This window comes from Lentibacillus kapialis (assembly GCF_014646635.1).
Classification (GTDB): domain Bacteria; phylum Bacillota; class Bacilli; order Bacillales; family Amphibacillaceae; genus Lentibacillus; species Lentibacillus kapialis.
Genome location: NZ_BMNQ01000004.1, coordinates 1 through 15540, shown reverse-complemented (window position 1 = coordinate 15540; position 15540 = coordinate 1). Strand labels below are relative to the sequence as shown.

Below are 15540 nucleotides of genomic sequence, written 5' to 3'. Positions count from 1 at the left end.
TGAAGCCTTGCGTAAGTTTGAAGGTATAGATCGATTGCGTGATGCAGAAATGATGACGCTGACAGAATTCCACTACAAACGCTACGCACAGGATTATAAAGAAGTCGATGAACTGTACAACATGCACTTGTCTGCATTTCTGAACCGTAACGCATCCGCCACAGAAAATAAAGGGACAGAAAAGAAGCCGAGAGAGGAATATGTATTCAAGGATTTTAAAGATTTCTTTGATTATGAGAAAGCGTTGAGAGAAGTGAGCGAAGGTTTTACAAGGCAGGAAGAGAAAAAGCCCGAAAGCAAAAGTCTATCCCCTGCTGAACTAGCTGCAAAACGAAACAGAAAGGGGTGAGGATTTGGCGAATTATTCAATTGAAGCTGAGTTAAAAGCTAACGTCAGCAAGTACAGAAAAGCGATACAGACAGCGCGCGATGTGACACAGCGCTTCAAACGTGAATCTGAAAGTGTTGAAGACACTGAACTGGACGCAGATACCAAACCGTTACAGCGGAATATAAAAAAAGCGCGGAAAATGATGCAGACGTTTACACAGCAATCAGCCGAAAAAGAGATTGATGCTGACACAACCAGTTTTTTCCGAAAAGCCCAGCAGGTCGCCCGAAAATCCAGAGACCTTGCACGGGATAGAATTGTTGTCCATATAGACGCAGAATTTAAAAAATTCATGAACAAAATGAATCGTATCGCAACGACCATGCGCTCGATTGGTGAAGTGGCAGGAAGTACCTTCATGGGAGGTTTTATTTCAGCCATCCCCGCCCTATCACCTATTATTGCCGTGCTAACCGGTGGCATCGGTGCACTGGCCTCTTCTTTTGTGGCAGCAGGTGGAGCAGCTGGGGCATTCGGCATAGCGGCGGTAGGTAATGCTCAAAAGCTGGCCGAAAGCATGGAAGAAGTCAATAAAGTCAACGAGAAGATCCAGGAAGAAAAGGCATCGTTGGATCCGAATCAAGAAAAAATTAATGAACTTCTTAACGAGCGCAAAAACATATTAAACAGCATGAGCAAAGCACAACGGTCGGCCATGGAACAGGTCAATAAGTTTAAATCCGCGTGGTCTGAGTTTCTTGAAGTGACACAGGAGCCTGTTTTTCAGGTGTTCACAGCAGGACTTAAAACAGCGACAACTCTACTAAACAGCCTGAAACCGATCATTCAACCGGTAGCAGACGTTCTGACAGATTTATTAAATCGATTCAATGCTTTTGCTAAAACAGACCAATTTAAAAGCTTCATAGACTTCTTTGCTACACGCGGCACTTCAGCTATCGCAAATTGGGGTACAATAGCAGGCAATGTGCTAAACGGCTTTATGGAGCTCATGAAAGCTTTTGGCCCGCTTGGTGAGGATATGGAAGAAGGCTTAATTGGCATGACTGAACAATTTGCCAATTGGGCGGCTGGTCTGAGTGAATCAGAGGCTTTCAATAAATTTATTAATTTTGTCAAAGAGAACACACCGAAAGTCATGTCACTTATCGGAAACTTGACTACCTTTATTATCGAATTAGGTAAAGGTATGGCGCCATTAGGTTCCAAGATACTTGACATGGCCAACAGCTTCTTTTCATGGATAAACGGGCTTATGCAGGGCAATCCCATTGTCGGCAAGTTAATTGCATTGGGAATATCGCTTATGGGTGTCATAACGACGCTGACACCGATTATTTTGCTTGTGGGACAGGCTTTTACGAGTGTGACAAAGGTTATTTCTAAAATTGGGCCGTTCTTTTCCCGTATAGGCGGGGCTATTTCTAAAGTACTGCCTTTCTTCAAGAGATTATGGATGAGTGTCGGCACAAAACTACTTTCGGCTTTTACCAGACTCGGTCCGATGATCGTACGTATTGGTAGTTTTCTTATTAGGTTTACAAACCCAGTTGGTATTGTCATATCAATCGTTATCGCTTTAGCAACCATCATCATTAAAAATTGGGATAAAATCTGGGCGTGGACAAAGAAAACCTTTTCAAAAATTTGGAACTGGTTAAAATCAACATGGCAAAAAATCAAGTCTGCATCGATTAATGCGGCCATAAAAATTGCAAAAAACGTAGCTAAAAAATTTGCTGAAATACGTCAGGCGATAGTGGACAAGATCACGGCTGCGTGGAATTTCTTGAAAAATATTTGGTCTACAATCAAGTCATTTATTGTCAATTTACTGTCATCTATTGTTTCGGCGGTCATCAATAAATTTTTAGAAATCGTCAGCAACATACGCAATAAGATGCAGCGAGCGAGAGACTTGATTTCAAATATCTGGGGAAGCATTAAGTCATTCTTTTCGAATATCGTTGGAAACATTGTTAGCACAGTCAAAAACAAATTCACGGATATCGTTAATTCTATACGCCAAAAAATGAAGGATGCGCTTGGAAAGGTCAAAGATATAGGCGGCAGCATACTTGACTTTTTTGGTGGACTCAACTTATATGATTCCGGTAAGGCTATCATCCAGTCTGCGATCGACGGCATCATGAATATGAAAGACAAGATTGTCGGCAAAGTTGAGGGAATCGTTGGAAGGGTCCGAGATTTATGGCCGTTTTCTCCTGCAAAACGCGGCCCATTAAAAGATATTCATAAAATGGACTTTGCAGGACCAATTGGCCAGTCGATAAATCGCGCAAAACGACCGATTATGCGGGCGAGTGAGAGATTGGCAGCAACAACAAGAAACGCTTATAACCCTAAACTACAGGTGAGATCATCACAAATAACATCGAGCCTAAGAAGTTTGGGACGCGGGAGCGCCGCGCAAGTACAGAGTGCTGTTAATGCTGATGTGCAAGTGCAGAAACAACCTATTCAAATCATTGTCCGCAATGAAGCAGATGCCGAATGGATACGCACATATGTAAACGAAGGTAACGCAATAGACAGCACGATAAACAAATTCTAGGGAGGTGTCATATGGATGCAGAAATAACAAAATCAGATGGCACTTCCTTTTTGCTTTCTGATTTTAACATTGAGATTGATGATTTTAGAGTTGGTTCAATCACGATAGACAGCCAATATGGAACAGTCGAAGGTAGAGCGGGCAGGGTGGATTATGGTGCGACACATGGTACTAGAACAATCACATTGCCATTCCACATACGAGCGGATGACTTACTCGATTATCCATTATTAAGGGATAAGCTGTATGAATTGGTACTTGATACCGATTCTTTTTTTATACGCGAATTGCGTAGACCAAAGCCGATGCAATATGACTTTGTGGATATAAATGAAAGTGCTGTAGACGGTGTGGGTGATCGTATCATCAGTCAAGACAGCCATAACGTCTACGTAGGTGGTAAGCGTTATTTAGTTCGTGTTTCTGGCAGCTTTGACATTGAGCAGACATTAACAATGGGTGAAGGTGAAATGTCGCTTGAAACAACAGAATTACCCTACGCCGAATCAATCGGTACAACGCAAGACATACACCAAAACGGAATTGATGCTAATGATGAATTATGGGGATTTGGTATGGGGTTAATCACAGACCCGAACAGTTTAATCTACACCCACACAGGCACGTCGTTTCGGATTTATAATGCCGGTAATGTGGCGATACATCCGTTTAAGCAGGACTTGAAAATAACGATTAGTGAGATTGCAGAAAATGAAAGCAATAATCTATTCGACGGAACGTACCACGATTGGTATATATACAATTATGGTTCAGGTTCGGAAACCACGGCTTATTTAAGAAGAAATTATCAAGGGGCAGAACACACATTAATGGTTCCTGTCACGCCTGGCGAAACCTACACAATCAAGGTTCATGATACGGAAAACTCAAATCATTTCACTGTTGCAACAGCACCAACAGTGCCGGAGTTCGATAATGCCGGCATATTTGATATGGGAAGGCCTATTCACGTTCAAGGTAAATACACTATTCCGGAACGGGAATATACTTTGACAATCCCGGAAGGCGACCATTATCTATATGCAATGATAGCACAAGACCAAACACCGCCAACAATGGTGCAGGTTGAATCCGGTGATGAAGCAACTCCTTATGAGCCATATCCTGGTGATGATGTTTCTAGCATGGAACTAAAAAATGTGACGAATGGAACAACGTTTAGTGTGTCAGACTACGAATTGAAGAGGCCTGACAGAATTGTTATGGATGGGCCGAATATCACAAAAAATGGGCTGCAATATCTTAGAAAAACAAATAGGCAATATATTGAATTAGATCCCGGTTGGAATGAGTTTGAAATATCCGAGGGGTTTGCCAAATTTGAATTTGACTTTAGGTTCTACTACCTATAAGGGAGTGAAGGCATGGCACGTAAGAATATAAGCACACAATGGGATAGGGACAACCGAAATGCCATTAATGAAAACTTCAAAGAACTATATAATGTTCGCCAGCTGGCTATTGATGAGGCTATAAAAAATATTAAACCTGATGTTGTTGATGAATTAACTAGCATCAGCGAATTGTCAAAAGAAAACAACGATATATTGACCGACATGTTCGCCGATAACAATATTTTCGACGGCAACTATGAACCGTGGATATTATACCCGATTACAGGTGGCGGTATGCGTGTAAGCAGAACTCTATCTGGGGAAGAAGGGAGTCTTGCGATAATTCCTGTTGAACCGGATACAACGTATACTGCCAAAAGCTATAATGTTGATATAACGGACGCTTTTAGGATTGGGTTGTCGAACAGACCCTTTGAATTTAGTGATTTCGACATTTTTAATTTGGACAGTAATATCGTCATGGGCGATACTACTGTTCCGGAAAGAGAATATACTTTTACAACAACGTCTGAAAGCCAATTCGCTTTTATTTATGTGTCCAAAACGGGAAAGGAACCCCGTTTGAAAGTGGAAAAAGGAGATACCTCTACTGGTATTGAACCGAAGATAAATGAAAAATATTTACCGGGAACAATAGACGATTCAGTAGAAAAAGATAAACCAGTAAAAACATTGCGAAGCCAAGAAATGTATGACGTTCCTGCTCTGGAAAGCGTAAACAGCCCTGACAGCACACATAAAATACACGAGCAAGATTCGGCGAGTATGTATGCTTTATACGATGCATTAATGAGTGCTTATCCGACTTATATCACAAAGGAATTGTTCGCTACCGAGTCAACAGGGAAGGAAATTTATAAATACACCTTTGGACCTGAGCAACCGAATATTTTCCGTACTGATATGGAAACGGACCTCCTGCAATTTTTCATCATCTCTGGTGTGCATGGGAGTGAAAAAGCGGGTTGGTGGTGCTTGTATGAGACTATGAAGCAAATATGTGAGAACTGGCGGAATAGCGATGTATTAGAAGTATTTCGCTGGAATGTTGAGTTCACGGTTGTCCCTCTTGTCAATGTGTACGGTATTGATAATTCAGATGATCCAGTTACTTTTAACGGCAAAATAAACTCTAATGGCGTGGACATTAACCGAAATTTCCCTACAGGGTTTACCGTAGGAACACCGGGCGATATAGGGTATGGAGGAAGTGAACCGTTGACAGAGCCGGAAAGCATTGCTATTGCGGATTATTTAAATAATAACAAAGTCGACTTTTATGCCGATTTTCATAATTTCAGTTCACAATCTGATCAGAATATATTTATGTGGAACATTGTCGAAAGTCAACGTGAATTAAATATGGCAAGTTATTACTTTTCCCATCTGTCTCAAAAATGGAAAATAGCAGATGAATCATTCCCACAAGGAAATGATATATTTTTTGGGCATTCAAGTCCCGGTACTGGAGGATCCACACCCCCATTTGTTAACAGTCTAGGTATTACCGGAGGTATATTTGAGATAAGCCACACAATGCATCCGAAAGAAAGTGATACACAATATAGTTCTGAAGTGGTCACACTTGGGACAGAAGCACAATTGAATTGGCTATATATGGGTTATCAAAACTTAATCAATTAAGAATTACGTCATTCCTATTCCGGAAATAGTATGGTAGAATCAAGTATATATTCTATCAGAATGGAGTCATTGATTTGATTGTTTTATTTCAAAAATTAACATATGTACTCTTATGGTTGACTATTTTCACCATGCCAATTCAAAAACACTTTATTATCCCAGGAATAGGTAGTTTAAATAAAGCAGTCGGGATAGCGCTAGCAGGTCTTGCTGTTTTTACTGTATTGTTACAAAAAGAGTTTAAAAAGTTGCCCTTGTTCTTTGTATTGTTGATATTGTTTATCTTTGTGAACATTGCTTCGTACTTTTGGGCATCAGTTCCTGCGGATGCATTAGATAAAAGCGTATTGTTTTTGCAGCTTGCTTTTATCGCTTGGGCTATATATGAGTTTGCCTGTACTAAAGAAAGGCTTGACGGATTGATTAAATCGTTTGTGTTGGGTTGTTCTGTCATCGCAATACAATCAATCTATCAATACCTAACCGGCAGTATTCAAATGGGTGTATCGACTAGATTCTTTATAGAAGGCTACAATCCTAACTCATTAGGGATAATATGGTCTTTGGGATTAGCAATGGCGATGTATTTGACCGTAAATGGTTCAAAGTTATACTCTTTGTTTATTCCGGCCGGGGCTTTCGCGATACTTCTTACCGGTTCAAGAACAGCTATGGTGTTATTGATTTTTGTGGCAATTTGTTCTTTTTGGCTATTGTTCAAATACCGGATTAGATTTCGTAAAATAATTACATTATCATTAGTCATTATTGGCTGGTTTGTTGTTTCACAATTACCTCCAGGACAACTAGAAAGGTTTTCTACTGTTAGTGATGAACTTGCAGGTGGAACCCTCAACGGTAGAACTGTTATATGGGAATCCGGCTTAGAGACATTTTCTCAAAGACCTGTTTTAGGGGCGGGAGCGGGTTCTTATCAAGAGGCAGCTGCGGTATATGGTGAGGAGATGTCATCACATAACTCATATTTATCAATTTTAACTGAGAATGGTTTGATTGGCATGGGGATATTTGTAATCATGCTATCCATACTTTTGGCCTTTTCGTTCAAATTGGAAAAAAGAAACCCATACAGATGGTTGTGCCTAACACTAATAACCACTTGGATGATACTATCAATTGCTAGTCATGCCGAAGCGCAGAAATATACTTGGATAATTTTTGGGATAATTATTACTGCTCATTATATTAATGTCAAAATAAAAGATCCTGTTAAAACAAAAACAAAACCTCTCTTTAAAAAACGCATAGTTTGGTGACAGAAGGAGATCGTAATAGTGGGACAGGGCAAGAAAGTAATTAATGAAATATTCTTTTTAAGAACTATTGCTTGTTTAGCTGTAGTTTTTCTACATGCTATATCCAGTTCATTGTTATTTGCTGATGGACACAACGAGACCATGTTAAGAATAGTGCAACTTTTTCTCATGTTTGGTACACCAACGTTCGTTTTTATTTCCGAATTACTGCTTGCCAATTCCTATCAGGATAAAATACCGAATGGGTTTTTCAGCAAGAGAGTTAAGTTTATATTGACCCCTTATATTATTATGGCCATAATCTATGCTTGGTTTAATTTATGGAATGCAAATCAGCTTACTATATCTTCATTTGTATCAGATGTGATTGGTAATGTACTGGGCGGTTATCACGGATACTTTGTATTAATCATATTTCAGTTCTATATTTTACATTTTATTTTTCAAAAATATATTGCTCACAGATATTCACCGTGGTTAATATTAGGAGTATCTCTAATTATCAATATTGGTTATTTAGGTATATTTAATGTTTTGCGCTTGCCTCCATCAGCAAATGAACATATATTGAATTTTTGGAACGATGGATTTAAATTATTGTTCTTTGGTTGGATTTTTTATTTTGCTGTTGCTTTTTATTGTGGTAGGAATTACGATCTGATAAAACATAAGGTTACCAGAAATGCCGGAAAAATAATAACCGTTCTAGCTTTATCCGTTTCATTATTAATGTTTGATTATTTTATACTAGGATTTGAGAGTATACACTCAAAAAGGTTTGATATTGTCTTCTACACTATGTCGATCATAGGTATTTTGATTTACTTGGCATCAAAGATGAATAAAGTACCTAACCTGGTTATGTTGATCAGCAGATACTCGTTTGGTATTTACTTACTCCATCCGTTGTTAATATCTTTAATTGTGAAATATGGTTTAGTTCCTAACGATAACCTGATTCTTTATATTGCGATTACATTTTTAGTCACTGTGTCAACTGCCGTGTTTTTGACTTTCTTATTGAACAAATCACGTATTGGAGTTTATGTTGTTGGGAAGGTAAAAAACACAGCCTATGCTGATAAAAAGGGTGTTAAAAAAAATGACGGCTTAGGAACAAAAAACGACACACAAAATATAAAGTCTGCCATTTTGGCGGTCTTTTTGTTTGGAGGTGAATAAATGTATGTACGTGACTTATCCGGCAACGAATACGCCGCGCAACTCACCTACACATGGGAGGGAGAACTGAACAGCAATCAGCAATTCAGCGCAACAATTCTGCCGTCAAAAGTGAATCGTCAATTTATACATGATATAGCTGAAATGTGGGTTATTGCCGATCATGATGGAACAGAATACAAAATCATATATTCCAAGCGTCAAGGAACAGGGGATTTGCTGAAAGTCGATATAAAAGCAATACCCCTGTTTTTTGATGACTTTGACACACAGCGAATCTATGAGAGATATGACACTCACATGACGGACGTTGAATACTTTTCATTAGTGTTTAATGGCAGCGGATATAATTACATCCTTAACGGCACATTTTATGCGCAGGACTTCGAGGGATTGGGCGACGGCGTAACGCGGTTGAGTATGTTCCAGAAAGGATTAGAACGCTACAAAGCGGAATTCCGAATATCTGGCAATACGATATACCTTGAAAATCAAATCGGACGAGATACGCAGTTTCAATATCGGTATAAATTAAACGCTTCAAATATCGTACAAGAGATAGACGCAGCTGAAATGTATACCTATGCCAAGGGTTACGGTGATTATGAAGAAGGCGGAAATGAGGATGCGGAAAATAACGCCGGATTGATACGGGAATACACTTCTCCACTGGCTGACATTATCGGTATACGTGAAGCGCCGCCGATTAAAAATGGCAGTATAACCACAGTGGAAACGATGGACGAGCAACTACAAATATTAGTCGATGAATCTCTGAAAATATCAGTCTCTGCTGACATACACGATTTGCGGAAACAAGGTTACGCATTAGCCCAACCACAATTAGGTGACAGGACATTCCTTATTGACGAACGCATCGGACTGGACGAGGAAGTGCGCGTTGTCAATATGTCCGTAACTAAGAATTGGGAAGGTGAAGTTACAGCGCTAAATTTGACGTTTGGCTCACAAGGATTGGCGAAACGTTATCAGTCTAATTTGCAAGCGGCGACGGATAGCATTAATCAGTTGTTGGAAGGTAAAATTAAGCTACCTTACAGCGTGTTAGATAATGCCGTAGCAGAAGCGACAGAAGCGCTACAATCCGCACAAACGGAATTGAAATTTAGTGATAACGGGATATTGGCGGTTGATAAGAACGATCCGAATTTAGTTACATTGTTTAATTCGGCTGGACTTGGCGTCAGTGATGACGGCGGGGCGACATTTAAAAATGCGATTACTGGAATGGGGATTAATGCGAGTGTGGTTACAACCGGAAGTCTTGATGCTAACAGGGTTCGTATTAGCGCTTATAATGGAATTCAGACAATCGGGATTAATGATTCCGGGTTTCAGTCACTTGACAGTAACGGGAATACCAGAATTCATCTTGGCATACGAGACTTAGCCGGAAAAGGACAATCAGACCCGGCTACAATTAGGTTTTTCAGCGGAAATGGGGATATATCTGCTGGCGTTGGCATGAACGTTAACGACCATTTCATAATCGGTAGCGACAGCAACGCAGTGTCTATGGAACTTCATTCCGGTCAAAATACTCTTTATTACGCACAGCAACATCGATTTGTAATGGATGACGGCAGCAGATACTGGAAGTTAACGAGCAGGTATGATTCAGATGGAAGCCAGCATCCTATTATAGAACCAGATACCAGTGGAAAAGGTTATGTAGGGGTGAGTTCGGCTCGTTTGTGGAGGGTGCACACAAATCACATTCATTACGTTTACAAGCATGAAGAATCGACGAGATCGAGAAAAACTAATATCACAGATATGAATCCTTCTGACTTTCAAGCAATTTTTGATGAAATAAACTTAAAAAGTTTTAACAGAATAATTAATTCGGGCGATGGAAGCTATGTTGATAATGTTTTAAGTTACGGACAGATAGCCGAAGATTCCCCCGATGAAATAACTGATTCGGATAAAAAGTCAATAAATGAAGGTAATTATATCGCTGTTATAGCGGGGGCTTTAAAATATCAGCAACAAAGAATTGATAATTTAGAAAATAAATTGGAGGTAAGTTAATGGAACAACCCAATAAAGATTACATCAATCAATCGCTAGTCAATCAGATTGCGGATTTGTCGATGCAAATAGCCAATCGGGATGCAGTCATAACGGAATTACATCAGGAATTAGAAGGCTATCGAAAAGAAGAAGTTAAGGAAATGGACAGCGCCGAATAAGGCGTTTTTATTTTGGGGATAGCGAGGGAGATAATGGCTCCCTCTGGCTCGCTCACTATGGGGAAATGAGCGAGTTAGTCAAAAGTATACGCAGAAAGTCTTACATTTATGGGGGTCAATTACAAATACCCTCCGAATGGAGGTATAAAGTGGGTGAACAAAACGTGGAACTCATTGAGCAAAACGTCAAGAACAATACCGAGGATATTCGCGATTTAAAAAAATGGCGGTTTAATGTCGATCGGGAAATGAACGACTTGAAGACCAATCAAGAAATTACCAAAAATGGTCTGCAAACGTTAAACGACAGCGTTGGCGATTTAAAAAAAGATGTCAAAGATTTGCGCCAAGAATTGCGAGACGACAAAGACGAACAGTTGGACCGTATGCAGGACTTTGCATGGAAATTTGGTAGTGGTCTCGCTGTTACGATTATCGGCGGTGTGGTGACCGCCATATTACTTATTTAGGAGGTACTATTTATGCAAGAAATATTAACAATCGCAACAATCATTGCACCTATCACAGCGGCGGTAGTTGAGGCAATCAAGAAATCAACGGGCATTGATAAAAAATATACACCACTAGCAGCAGTTTGTGTCGGGGTACTACTCGGTGCGGCTGCTTATTTTATAGACGCAGAAATGGGTATGAGATTGTGGGCTGGCGCGGTAAGCGGGCTGGCGGCAACCGGGCTGTTTGAGTTGGGTAAGAATACGGCTAAAAAGGATGTGAGATAATATGGCAAAAATAGGTTTAGACTATGGGCATGGTGTCGATACGTTTCCGCCAGACAAAGGTGTATATCATGGTGGAAAGGGATACCCGGAACACGATTTTAATACGAAGCTAGGACTTAAAGTTAAAAAGCTATTAAAAGAACAAGGTCATACTATTATCGAAGGACAAAAAGCACAGCGAAACGACGTACCGCTTATTCAACGTACCGATCTATATAATCGCGAAAACGTTGATTTAGTATGGTCAATTCATGCAAACGCTGGCGGCGGCAATGGACGATGTGCTTTTTACTGGCATAGCGCAAACGACTCTAAAAAACTAGCTGAATTGTATGTCGATGAAGTAAAAAAGGCTGGCTATTCCACACACGGAAACGGACTGCACGCGGGTAAAGTTGGTAGTTGGACAAACCTTCACATCAACCGTGAAACAAATATGACGGCTGTTTTGACAGAAAACGGATTTATGGACACGGACGCTGATTTTGAATTGGTATTTGGCAGTAAACAGGACGAGTATACAGACGACATGGCAAAGGTGCATGTAAAGGCTATACAGCGTTATTTGAATGAGGACTTTGAAAATGCAGACACTGGAAAAGTCCACACGCCAGACCACAAGGAAAAATCGCACACAGTGGAAAAAGATAGCAAATGGACAAAAGTCACCGGCAACTGGACTGGCCAAACATTAGGCCGCGGTGAATACGGCAAACCAGTCCGGCAATGTCAAAACAAACTGGCAAGCAACAACCCGCCGTTTTATCCGAATAAAGGCGCTAAAAATAATGGCGTAGACAGTTATTACGGTGCAAACACTAAAGACGCTGTCACACGTTATCAGTCCTATTATGGGCTAGCTGTGGACGGATTAGCGGGCAAAGAGGTATATAAGTCTTTGGCTGGTAACAAATCGTCTGGCGGCAGTTCAAATAGCAAATCAAGCGGTCTGCCAACAGGTGTATTGAATGTTGGTGATCGCGGTTCAGACGTTCGCAAGGTGCAAAAAGCACTGGCGAGCGTTTATTTTTATCCGAATAAATCAGCTAAAAATCATGGCATCGATGGTATCTATGGCGCTAATACAAAAGATGCAGTGCGGCGTTTTCAGTCGATGCACGGACTGACGCAAGATGGAATATACGGACCTTCGACAAGAAAGGCTTTACTAAAAGCTAAGTAAATAAAGTCCCCGGGTGCTATCCCGGGGTTATTTATTCCAACAAATCACCACGTACTCTTTGAGCGATTTCATACAAATTCGGGTTATCTACAAATTTTATTGGATATTTTCCGTATTCCTTCTCACCAGTCACTATAACCTTCTCGCCTAAAATATCATGAAACTGTGGAGCAAACTCCTGCTTATCTTCACTGATTTTATATTGTTTGCCAACTTTAATCACGATTTATCACCTCATTTAAATATCTTACCAAATGCCTTACCAGTTGCTTTACCCGCCGCGCGTCTGCCAATACGTCTGCCGACTTTGCCTTTCTTGACAGCGTTGGCATCGTTTGAGTATTTGAGCAGTTTGTAGAGTAGTGATTTCAAGCTCATTTTAAACCTCCTTTGACGTATTGTTCAATCCACTGTCGTATTAATTCAGATGAGTTATGTGCGTTTTTCTTAGCTGTTTCTTTGAATTGATCGCGTAATTCTTTGTCTATTCGTATATTCAGGTTTGCCATTTGACATCTTCCTTGTTTGATTTGTTAAGTTCATTATATACTAACTGTCATTACATGTCAACACTTTTTTTCAAGATTTTATTTCCCATACAAATCTTTGATATCACAATTAAGTATGTCGGCTAGGTGGACGGCTTTGTCTAGGCGCGGGAAAGACTTACCGTTGATCCAATTGGTCAAAGTATTTTCATTCACACCGATTTGCTTTGCTATGTACCGTTTCTTAAAACCTGAGTCCTCAATTAATTTAGCAATCAATAATTCCATTCAGCATCACCTATACTTAGTATTCCACAATTTGTTTTAATTTCCTTCTAAAATAAATTAGAAAAAAATCTAAAATAAATGTATAATTTCAGCTTTATCTGTATATACTAAGAATAGATAAACGAATATGCGCATCGGTATACAGGTGGGCGTACGCGCTTAAGTTCGCCCGGTCACTCATTCACTTACGTTCATTCTTTCCCTTTATTGCCTATATTTTTAATGCTTATCCATAACTATCAAACTATTGATACACCAACAACCGCATATTCGTCACTATATAGGAGGTGCGAAATTGGAAACGATTATCGGTGCTGGGTTGTCCGCGTTTGTTATTTATGCTGCTTCTAAATGGTCTAAGAATGACAAGGAAAAGATACAACACACGTTTCAAAATATCGGGTACACAGTCGGGGATCATGAACCGAAATTATTTAAAAAACATAAATCAGATACTTACACATTATATAGCTATCACGTTCCTTATGGACTGATTGACGACGACAAATTAAATGTACTCGAAAAGACGTTAAATAAGCCTGTTAGCGTTTCTTTTGCTAAAGGTAAACTGCACATCAAGGTATACAAAAACAACTTACCGCGTCGCTTAAAATACAACTGGCAGCCTACAAACGATTGGACTATTCCTATAGGTCAAAACCACTCTAAAACAATGCTGCATTCTTTCGATGAAATACCACACATGACGATTGCAGGAATGACTCGTCACGGAAAAACCGCATTATTAAAACTAATCTTTTCCCATTTAATACATTCTCATCCAGATGACGCTGAATTTTATATCATTGATTTAAAAGGTGGTCTGGAATTTAGCAAGTATGAAAAGTTGAAACAAGTGAAACAAGTGGCAAGCGATGTATCTGAAGCACAAGATACGATCCTGGACGTTTTAAAATCAATCGAGGGTGATTATACCTATTTTAGACAAAACGGGTATACAAACATTTTAGATACGAATATAAGCAAGCGAAAGTTTATCATTGTGGATGAAGGAGCGCAATTAGTGCCTCCGTCTCACTTAGATAAAGACGAAAAGAAACCATATAAATATTGCCAATATGCTTTGTCAGAAATAGCGCGTATATCTGGAGCGTTAGGCTATCGGTTGATATTTGCGACACAGTATCCCACATCAGATACATTGCCACGCGAGATTAAGCAAAATGCAGACGCTAAAATTACTTTCCGGCTACCTACTGAAGTTGCTTCCCGCGTTGCTATCGACGAGCAGGGAGCAGAAGATATTGAACAAGTAGGCAGAGCGATTTATCGGTCAACTCACAAGGAAACTTTACAAGTTCCATATGTCAGTGATAACGAAATTTTGGAAAGGTTGAGTGATTATGTTAGCACAACAGGAGCGCAAACGGGCGAGAGAAGAACAAATACTATTGAGATTGGATGACTTGGTTTATGCAACCAGGGAGCAGTTGCAGGTTATAAACAAATTGGCCGGCGACAGAAACGCGCAACGGATCCTGTCACGCATGGAAAAGGATAAATTAATTGGCTCCATACGTTATGATAAAAAAGTGTACTATCTGACCAACGGCGGAAGACGGAATATAGGCAGCAGTGAACCGGAGCCGAAAAAATCATGGATAGCCCATACGGTAATGCGTAATGATTTGTATATTCGTTTAGGTATGCCGGATGATTGGCGAAAAGAGGTTCCTGTTAAATTTAATGACGATAAATTAATACCCGATGCTATGTTCAAAAGTAAAGGCGAATTTCATTTTGTGGAAATCGACAACCGGCAGGCAATGGTTAGGAATTATAAAAAGATTGAGAAATACAAAACGTTAAGCCAAGTAATTTTTCAAAATTACAATCATACACCGACATTGATTTGGTATTCGTCGTCGGATGTTCGGAAACAGAAATTAAGGTCTGTGTGTGAGAAATTTGGGGTGAAGTATAGGATATATTAATTTATTCTGCCACCGTCCCGCCACCGTAAATTATGAATAGTTAAGGTTATAATCAGATACAAAAAAACACAATTTAATAAAAACAACCCTGTAAAACACTGATATGATAACGTTAATCGAATATTGTAAAATACATTTTAATGGTTAGCCCCCAAAAAGGGTAAAAAAGTGTCCAAAATATACCAAGACTACGTTATAATAAAGGTAACTATACAATTCTTCACAGGGCGGTGCTACATATGTTTAAACACGGTAAAAAGGAAC

Annotated in this window: 17 protein-coding genes; 13 read left to right on the top strand and 4 right to left on the bottom strand. The window is 39.7% G+C overall.

Features of this window, described 5'->3' with window-relative positions:
• Positions 1-34: 34 nt before the first annotated feature.
• From IEW67_RS02810 to IEW67_RS02760, 11 genes are all read left to right on the top strand, one after another.
• Entirely contained in the window at positions 35-349 is a 315-nt protein-coding gene (locus IEW67_RS02810; RefSeq protein ID WP_188631541.1) for a hypothetical protein, read from the top strand.
• A 4-nt stretch (positions 350-353) separates the two neighbouring features.
• Entirely contained in the window at positions 354-2927 is a 2574-nt protein-coding gene (locus IEW67_RS02805; protein ID WP_188631540.1) for a phage tail protein, read from the top strand.
• An 11-nt stretch (positions 2928-2938) separates the two neighbouring features.
• Entirely contained in the window at positions 2939-4300 is a 1362-nt protein-coding gene (locus IEW67_RS02800; protein ID WP_188631539.1) for a phage tail domain-containing protein, read from the top strand.
• A gap of 12 nt (positions 4301-4312) precedes the next feature.
• Positions 4313-5947, top strand: a complete 1635-nt coding sequence (locus IEW67_RS02795; RefSeq protein ID WP_188631538.1) for a M14 family metallopeptidase — start codon at positions 4313-4315, stop codon at positions 5945-5947.
• 74 nt (positions 5948-6021) lie between these two features.
• Positions 6022-7224 (top strand): O-antigen ligase family protein, encoded by a 1203-nt coding sequence (locus IEW67_RS02790; protein WP_188631537.1) that lies wholly within the window; start codon positions 6022-6024, stop codon positions 7222-7224.
• Between the two features lie 18 nt (positions 7225-7242).
• Complete coding sequence (locus tag IEW67_RS02785; protein WP_188631536.1) at positions 7243-8406, top strand: acyltransferase family protein; 1164 nt, start codon at positions 7243-7245, stop codon at positions 8404-8406.
• The gene (locus IEW67_RS02780) at positions 8407-10461 is read left to right on the top strand and encodes a phage tail protein (RefSeq protein ID WP_188631535.1); all 2055 of its coding nucleotides are present in this window, start codon (positions 8407-8409) and stop codon (positions 10459-10461) included.
• On the top strand, positions 10461-10622 hold the full coding sequence (locus tag IEW67_RS02775; protein WP_188631534.1) for a hypothetical protein: 162 nt from the start codon (positions 10461-10463) through the stop codon (positions 10620-10622). Before IEW67_RS02780 ends, IEW67_RS02775 begins: the two co-directional genes overlap by 1 nt.
• Positions 10623-10771: 149 nt before the next feature.
• Positions 10772-11092: a hypothetical protein gene (locus tag IEW67_RS02770; protein ID WP_188631533.1), complete on the top strand. Its 321-nt coding sequence runs from the start codon at positions 10772-10774 to the stop codon at positions 11090-11092.
• Between the two features lie 12 nt (positions 11093-11104).
• Positions 11105-11362, top strand: a complete 258-nt coding sequence (locus IEW67_RS02765; protein ID WP_188631532.1) for a holin — start codon at positions 11105-11107, stop codon at positions 11360-11362.
• A gap of 1 nt (position 11363) precedes the next feature.
• Positions 11364-12545, top strand: coding sequence for an N-acetylmuramoyl-L-alanine amidase (locus tag IEW67_RS02760; RefSeq protein ID WP_188631531.1), 1182 nt, complete (start codon positions 11364-11366; stop codon positions 12543-12545).
• A 31-nt stretch (positions 12546-12576) separates the two neighbouring features.
• Here IEW67_RS02760 and IEW67_RS02755 read toward each other — a convergent pair whose 3' ends face one another.
• The 4 genes from IEW67_RS02755 to IEW67_RS02740 all read right to left on the bottom strand — a co-directional run bounded on the left by IEW67_RS02755 (position 12577) and on the right by IEW67_RS02740 (position 13321).
• Positions 12577-12768, bottom strand: coding sequence for a hypothetical protein (locus IEW67_RS02755; RefSeq protein WP_188631530.1), 192 nt, complete (start codon positions 12766-12768; stop codon positions 12577-12579).
• Between the two features lie 11 nt (positions 12769-12779).
• Complete coding sequence (locus IEW67_RS02750; protein WP_188631682.1) at positions 12780-12917, bottom strand: hypothetical protein; 138 nt, start codon at positions 12915-12917, stop codon at positions 12780-12782.
• A gap of 2 nt (positions 12918-12919) precedes the next feature.
• Entirely contained in the window at positions 12920-13054 is a 135-nt protein-coding gene (locus IEW67_RS02745) for a ribbon-helix-helix domain-containing protein (RefSeq protein ID WP_188631529.1), read from the bottom strand.
• Between the two features lie 78 nt (positions 13055-13132).
• Positions 13133-13321, bottom strand: a complete 189-nt coding sequence (locus IEW67_RS02740) for a helix-turn-helix domain-containing protein (protein WP_188631528.1) — start codon at positions 13319-13321, stop codon at positions 13133-13135.
• Between the two features lie 295 nt (positions 13322-13616).
• On the opposite strand from IEW67_RS02740, the gene IEW67_RS02735 reads away from it, so the two are divergent.
• Together IEW67_RS02735 and IEW67_RS02730 are read left to right on the top strand one after the other, a co-directional pair.
• Positions 13617-14747, top strand: a complete 1131-nt coding sequence (locus IEW67_RS02735) for an FtsK/SpoIIIE domain-containing protein (RefSeq protein WP_188631527.1) — start codon at positions 13617-13619, stop codon at positions 14745-14747.
• Complete coding sequence (locus IEW67_RS02730; protein WP_188631526.1) at positions 14686-15276, top strand: replication-relaxation family protein; 591 nt, start codon at positions 14686-14688, stop codon at positions 15274-15276. Before IEW67_RS02735 ends, IEW67_RS02730 begins: the two co-directional genes overlap by 62 nt.
• Positions 15277-15540: the final 264 nt, after the last annotated feature.